This window comes from Gammaproteobacteria bacterium (assembly GCA_029862005.1).
In the GTDB taxonomy this organism is placed as follows: Bacteria; Pseudomonadota; Gammaproteobacteria.
This window is the reverse complement of the sequence record JAOTYD010000072.1, coordinates 1-6,026: the sequence shown is the minus strand read 5'-3', so window position 1 is coordinate 6,026 and position 6,026 is coordinate 1. Positions and strand designations below refer to the sequence as shown.

The following is a 6,026-nucleotide window of genomic DNA, read 5'->3' as shown; positions in this document are numbered from 1 at the left end:
CCGACGAAAAAAAAGCCGAAACTCGTTCGAGCACCGGCTTTGACCAATAACCAGGATCGCTTCAATACATGTGTTGCCCACCGTTAATCGACAGGGTCGAGCCTGTAATAAAGCCGGCATCGTCTGAAACCAGAAAGGCGACGCCACGAGCGATCTCGCTGGCTTCACCGAGACGACCCACTGGAATGCGCTGGACGATCTTTTCCAACACGTTTTCGGGTACCGCACGCACCATTTCGGTGGCGATGTAACCGGGCGCGATGGCATTGACGGTAATACCTTTCGCTGCACCTTCCTGTGCCAGGGCCTTGGTAAATCCGTGGATACCCGACTTGGCGGCCGCATAGTTGACCTGTCCATACTGGCCGGCCTGCCCATTGATCGAACCGATATTGACGATACGGCCAAAACCGCGTTCGCGCATGTCGTCGAGTACAGCGTGACACATGTTGAAACAGGACGTCAGATTAGTCTGGATCACCTCGTTCCATTGCTCGAAGGTCATCTTGTGCATGGTCCCGTCACGCGTGATGCCAGCGTTGTTAACCAAAATTTCAATCGGTCCTAAATCGGCTACTATTTGTTTTACCGCTGACTGGCAGGCATCATAATCTCCGACATCGAATCGATAGGTTGAAATGCCAGTGTCCTCGGTAAACTTTTTAGCGGCCTCTTCGTTACCTGCATAGGTGGCTACGACTGTATTTCCGGCATCTTTCAATGCCAGGCTGATGGCTTCACCGATCCCGCGGGTGCCGCCTGTTACTAGAGCTACTCGGCCCATGATTGTTTCTCCTTTAGCTAGTTTGATATCTAATAATTACCTTTCTACCGCAAGCGCTACACCTTGACCACCGCCGATACACAGCGTCGCAAGTCCGCGCTTCGCATCGGTACGTTTCATACCGTGTAACAGCGTTACCAGGACGCGAGCACCGGAGGCACCGATCGGGTGACCCAGCGCGATAGCGCCGCCACTGATGTTCACCTTGTCGGTATCCCAGCCCAGGTCCGTATTAACCGACATGGACTGTGCCGCAAACGCTTCGTTTGACTCGATCAGGTCTAGATCACCAACCGACCAGCCTGCCTTTTCGAGGCACTTTAATGTCGCCGGAATCGGACCGGTCCCCATGATCGCCGGGTCAACACCTGCGCTGCTATAGGAAGCAATGGTCGCCAATGGCTCAAGGCCAAGTTCAGCCGCCTTGTCGGCGCTCATCACCAGCAGCGCAGCAGCGCCGTCATTGATACCGGATGCGTTACCGGCCGTTACCGTGCCTTCGCGATCAAATGCCGGGCGCAGCTTGGCCAATCCTTCCGCCGTCGTCCCGGCCTTGGGATACTCGTCCCGATCAAACACGACCGGATCCCCACGGCGTTGCGGAATCTCTACGGCTACAATCTCGGCGGCAAAGATACCGTCGTTTTGCGCTTGTTCGGCTTTTTGCTGCGAAGCAGCCGCGAAGGCGTCCTGGTCGTTGCGCGAGAATTGATATTTTTTCGCAATATTTTCCGCAGTAACGCCCATGTGATAATCGTTGAACGCGTCCCACAGACCATCAACGATCATGCTGTCACGCAGTTGCCAGTCGCCCATACGCTGACCATCACGCGATTTCGGCAGCACGTGTGGTGACGCGCTCATATTTTCCTGGCCGCCGGCGATAATCACGTCGGCATCCCGGCATTGGATCGCCTGCGCCGCCAGGTGCACCGCCTTGAGTCCGCTACCGCAGACCTTGTTAATAGTCATCGCCGGACATTCCTGCGGTAAACCTGCCTCAATCGAGGCCTGGCGCGCCGGATTCTGCCCAACCCCGGCAGTCAGTACCTGCCCCAGGATAACTTCGTCAACCTGTTCGACTGCGAGTCGATTTCGTTCCAGCAGGGCCTTGATCACTGCAGCCCCCATTTGGCTAGCCGGTAGCGACGCGAGGGCGCCACCAAAGGCGCCTATCGGAGTCCGCACGGCATCTACAATTACAACTTTGGTCATTTTCAATTTCCTAAAAAAAAAGCCCGGGTCATTATAACGCCGGGCCTGAACATTGGAGGAGTAATTTTTGGAATCGTTTTGACCAGGGTCAACATGACTCCAACGTAAACAGCATCAGGCTGCTTTCTTGCGCGCCTTGGTCATTTCCTTTTCGATGTTTTGAGCGGTTTTCTTGGCCTGGGCCTGAACTTCGGCTAAAGAACCTTCAAAAATCTTGCCTGCTTCGGTGATCGCGGCTTCGATCACGGCGGCACTTTCCTTGGTGACAGTCATCAGCTTTTCGTTCAGCGCTTCGACATACTTTTGCTGCATTTCAACAGCGGCGTTCATATCTTTAGTTTCGACCAGCGCCTGCAGGTGTGCAAGATTACTTTGCATCATTTCAGCCGTGGTGTCGGCCTGACTCTGCATCAGTTTGACCATCAGCGCAGTGTTGTTTTCAGCCATTTTCATCATCGGCTTGAGGCTTTCTTGAGCCATTTTCACGAAATCTTCGTACATGTTTAATTCCTCGGTAAAGTTAAAAAAACTAGATCTAAAAATCTATGTTGCACTGCAACAATGCAAGTAATATAGGGGCACGAGGAGTATAAGTCAAGTATTTTGTTGCAGCGCAACAAAATCATTTTTAATTCTTCTAAATGATTGAATTCTAAACAGTAATCTTCTTCGAAAGCTCGTCGAGACTGCACACGACGAGCGTCGGTTCAATGCCCCAGGGATCGAAGACAACACTTTCGAAGCGCCTCAACCAGGCTGCCTTCATTCCCGCTGATACCGCGCCAATGACATCGAAACCATTGCTTGATACGAGCCAGCAATTTTCCGGGGCCGTATCCGCGACTTCGATGAAATGACGATAAACAGCGGGGTTGGGTTTGAAGGTTTGCAGCGCATCAACGCTGACCACGCCCTCGAAATACTGATCGATTCCGGCATGCTCGAGTAGTCCGCTGATCGCGTCCGCCACGCCGTTGGAAAATCCATACATGCAAAAACCCGCGTCCGCCAAAGCCTGCAGGCTTGCCGGCACGTCATCGTAAGCGGGCAGTACCCGGTAAACCGCCATCAGCGATGCTTTCGCCGCTTCGTCAAGTCCCGTCTGCAGCAAGGTATCGGCATAGTCCAGCGCCTGCCGTGTACAGACCGGAAAATTTTCGTAGCGCTGCATCAGCGCGCGACGCCAGGTGTATTCGAGTTGCTTGTCGCGCCAGACATTGGAAAATTCCTGCGCGTCTTCCCCAACATACTTCGAAAGCTCATCCACTACGCCATGCGGATTGATCAGGGTACCGTATATGTCAAACGCCAGCGCAACCGTCATGTCTTCGAATCCTTGGCAGGTTTCGGCGTGTAAAATTCCGGCCACAGATTCTTGACCACGTCGCCGCTACTCGAGAGTGCCAGGCAGGTATCCAGGATCGGCGGTTTTTCGCGATCTTTCTGTTGGGCTTCACGCTCTTCAATCGCGGTATGCAGTGTCTGGTAAGCCGTAGCAGCCAGTTGCCCGAGGAGGTCCATCAGATGGGTACAGCTTCTATCGGCGCCGATGCGCTCACGCACCTGCTTGATCCAGCCATAACCGATGCGTAAGCCGATGATATCCCGCATTGCCCCGGCGGCCCGTGGACAAATGCTGAATGGTGTCTTATCTGACGCTGCCTGCACATCATGGATTAAAAAATCGAGGTCGATGGTAAAGCGCAACCACATATCGTGCACCGGTTCACCGGCCTTGATCATGCCATCGCGGTGAAATTCATCGTAAGCACAATCATAGGTGCGCGTATCGACCATGCGCACTTCGATATCCCACAGGCCATCGCTGCGCAGATATCCCTCGCAATCGATCTTGCGGTGGTGTTTCTTTTCGCGTTCTGCTGGATCAGGTAATCCCATCGTTCTAGCCCGCTCTCTTACGCAACAAGGCGGTTGCCGCCCGTGATACCGGTTCGCGCCCGAGAAAATCACTGATAAAGCGCCCCGCTTCGAGTAATTTATCCATGTCGACTCCGGTTTCGATACCCATGCCGTGCAGCATGTAAATCACGTCCTCGGTAGCCACGTTGCCGGTGGCACCCTTCGCGTAAGGGCAACCGCCCAGGCCCGCAACCGAACTGTCGATCACGGCAATCCCGCACTGCATCACCGCGTGAATATTGGCCAGCGCCTGCCCGTAGGTATCGTGAAAATGCGCCGCCAGATGCCGCACCGGTACCTGCCGGCTCAGCTTTTCGACCAGGTCGCTTGCCTGCCCCGCGGTGCCCACCCCGATGGTGTCACCCAGCGAAACTTCGTAGCAACCCTTGTCAAACAGCTTCTGCGCCAGCATCAAAACCGTGTCGGACGAAACCTCGCCTTCGTAAGGGCAGCCCAGCACACAGGAAATATAACCCCGAATCTTCATGTCGAGCGCCTGCGCCTGATCAATCACCGCGTTGAATCGGTCGATACTTTCGGCGATCGAGCAGTTGGTATTTTTCTGCGAGAAAGTTTCCGTGGTCGCGGCAAACAGCGCGATCTCCTGCACGCCTGCTTCATGGGCAAGCTCCAGACCTTTCAGGTTGGGCACCAGCATCGGGTAGGAGATCCCGACGCGTTTGTCGATCTGTTTGAAAACCTCGGCACTGGTCGCCATCTGCGGCACCCATTTTGGTGAAACGAAGGCACCCGATTCGATCACCGATAACCCGGCGTCGGCGAGCTTTTCGACCAGCTGGACCTTGATTTCAGCGGGTACGGTGACAGACTCGTTCTGCAATCCGTCACGGGGACCCACTTCGACTATCTTGACGCGCTCGGGGAAACTCATCGAACTATTCAACCTCCAGTAAAGCCAGGGTTTCGCCTTCCTCGACCTGGTCCCCTTCAGCAACCAGGATTTCGCTGACCCTCGCGCTGATCTGCGCAACGATGGCATGTTCCATTTTCATAGCTTCAACCACCACCAGGGTGTCGCCGGGCTCAACAGTATCGCCAACCGCGATCGGCAGCGCAACAACGGCACCCGACATCGGCGCGCTGGGGTGATCGGCGTCAGGCGCTTCGCTCGCGCCGTCATGATTCGCCGCCGGTAATCCGAAACGATAAGCCTGTCCGCGGTAATAAATCGAGATCGAAGACGCCTCCCGTATTACCGGTAACTCGACCTGTTCCGCCTCGATTTCAACCCGCAGGTGGTGTTGGTCGATCCATTCACCGTTGACCAGGTAACTGGCTTCTGCACAGGTAACACTCCAGCCGTCCGATTGTCGCGTGAATGCAAGCTGGTAGAGCGTTTCGTCGTATTCAAGCTCGATAACCTGGTTACTATTCAGGTTCATACGCCAATGATCGCGTGTATCCCAGGCCGAACCGGCATTCGTGGAAGACACCCGGATACCGAGCGCGGGTAACATCGCCGCCGCGGCAAGCACCAGCGCCCGATTCAACTGCTCGGCATGATCCGCCAGCAGGTACTCACGATGCGTTGCAATGAATCCGGTATCAAAGTCGCCGGCAATTAATTCAGGGCTGGCCGCCAGGCGGGTCAGGAATCCAAGGTTGGTGCTCAAACCCAGGATCTGGTATTGCTGCAATGCCAGCTTAAGTTTTGCCAGCGCCGCGGTACGATTGTCGGCATGCACGATTAGCTTGGCGATCATCGGGTCGTAGTTAATACCGATCGGGTCGCCGCAACGAACCCCGGTATCGATGCGCACCGAGCTTGAAGTGTCGGGTAAGCGCAGGTATTTTATCCGTCCCGCCGCCGGCATGAAGTCGTTACGCGGTGTCTCCGCGTATATTCGTGCCTCGATCGCATGTCCCTGTTTGACGATCTGCTGTTGCTCCAGCGGCAAGGCTTCTCCACAGGCAACCCTGAATTGCCAATCGACCAGGTCCTGCGCGGTAATCATTTCGCTGACCGGGTGTTCAACCTGCAGCCGCGTATTCATTTCCATGAAATAAAAACTGCCATCCTGGTCGAGCAGGAACTCGACCGTCCCGGCGCCGACGTAGTCAATGGTCCTAGCGCAATCGATGGCAG

Annotated in this window: 7 protein-coding genes; all 7 read right to left on the bottom strand. The window is 55.0% G+C overall.

Going from position 1 to position 6,026, the window contains the following annotated elements:
- Positions 1–61: 61 nt before the first annotated feature.
- The gene (gene phbB, locus OES20_18645) at positions 62–784 is read right to left on the bottom strand and encodes an acetoacetyl-CoA reductase (GenBank protein MDH3636711.1); all 723 of its coding nucleotides are present in this window, start codon (positions 782–784) and stop codon (positions 62–64) included.
- 36 nt (positions 785–820) lie between these two features.
- On the bottom strand, positions 821–1,999 hold the full coding sequence (locus OES20_18640) for an acetyl-CoA C-acetyltransferase (GenBank protein MDH3636710.1): 1,179 nt from the start codon (positions 1,997–1,999) through the stop codon (positions 821–823).
- 114 nt (positions 2,000–2,113) lie between these two features.
- Positions 2,114–2,500 (bottom strand): phasin family protein, encoded by a 387-nt coding sequence (locus OES20_18635; GenBank protein MDH3636709.1) that lies wholly within the window; start codon positions 2,498–2,500, stop codon positions 2,114–2,116.
- A gap of 151 nt (positions 2,501–2,651) precedes the next feature.
- Positions 2,652–3,323, bottom strand: coding sequence for a haloacid dehalogenase type II (locus OES20_18630; GenBank protein ID MDH3636708.1), 672 nt, complete (start codon positions 3,321–3,323; stop codon positions 2,652–2,654).
- Positions 3,320–3,898, bottom strand: coding sequence for a DUF2889 domain-containing protein (locus OES20_18625; GenBank protein ID MDH3636707.1), 579 nt, complete (start codon positions 3,896–3,898; stop codon positions 3,320–3,322). The genes OES20_18630 and OES20_18625 overlap by 4 nt, the downstream gene beginning before the upstream one ends.
- Before the next feature lie 4 nt (positions 3,899–3,902).
- Positions 3,903–4,811: a hydroxymethylglutaryl-CoA lyase gene (locus OES20_18620; GenBank protein ID MDH3636706.1), complete on the bottom strand. Its 909-nt coding sequence runs from the start codon at positions 4,809–4,811 to the stop codon at positions 3,903–3,905.
- Between the two features lie 4 nt (positions 4,812–4,815).
- Positions 4,816–6,026 (bottom strand): 3-methylcrotonyl-CoA carboxylase (locus OES20_18615; GenBank protein ID MDH3636705.1); only part of this gene is annotated, 1,211 nt, incomplete at its 5' end.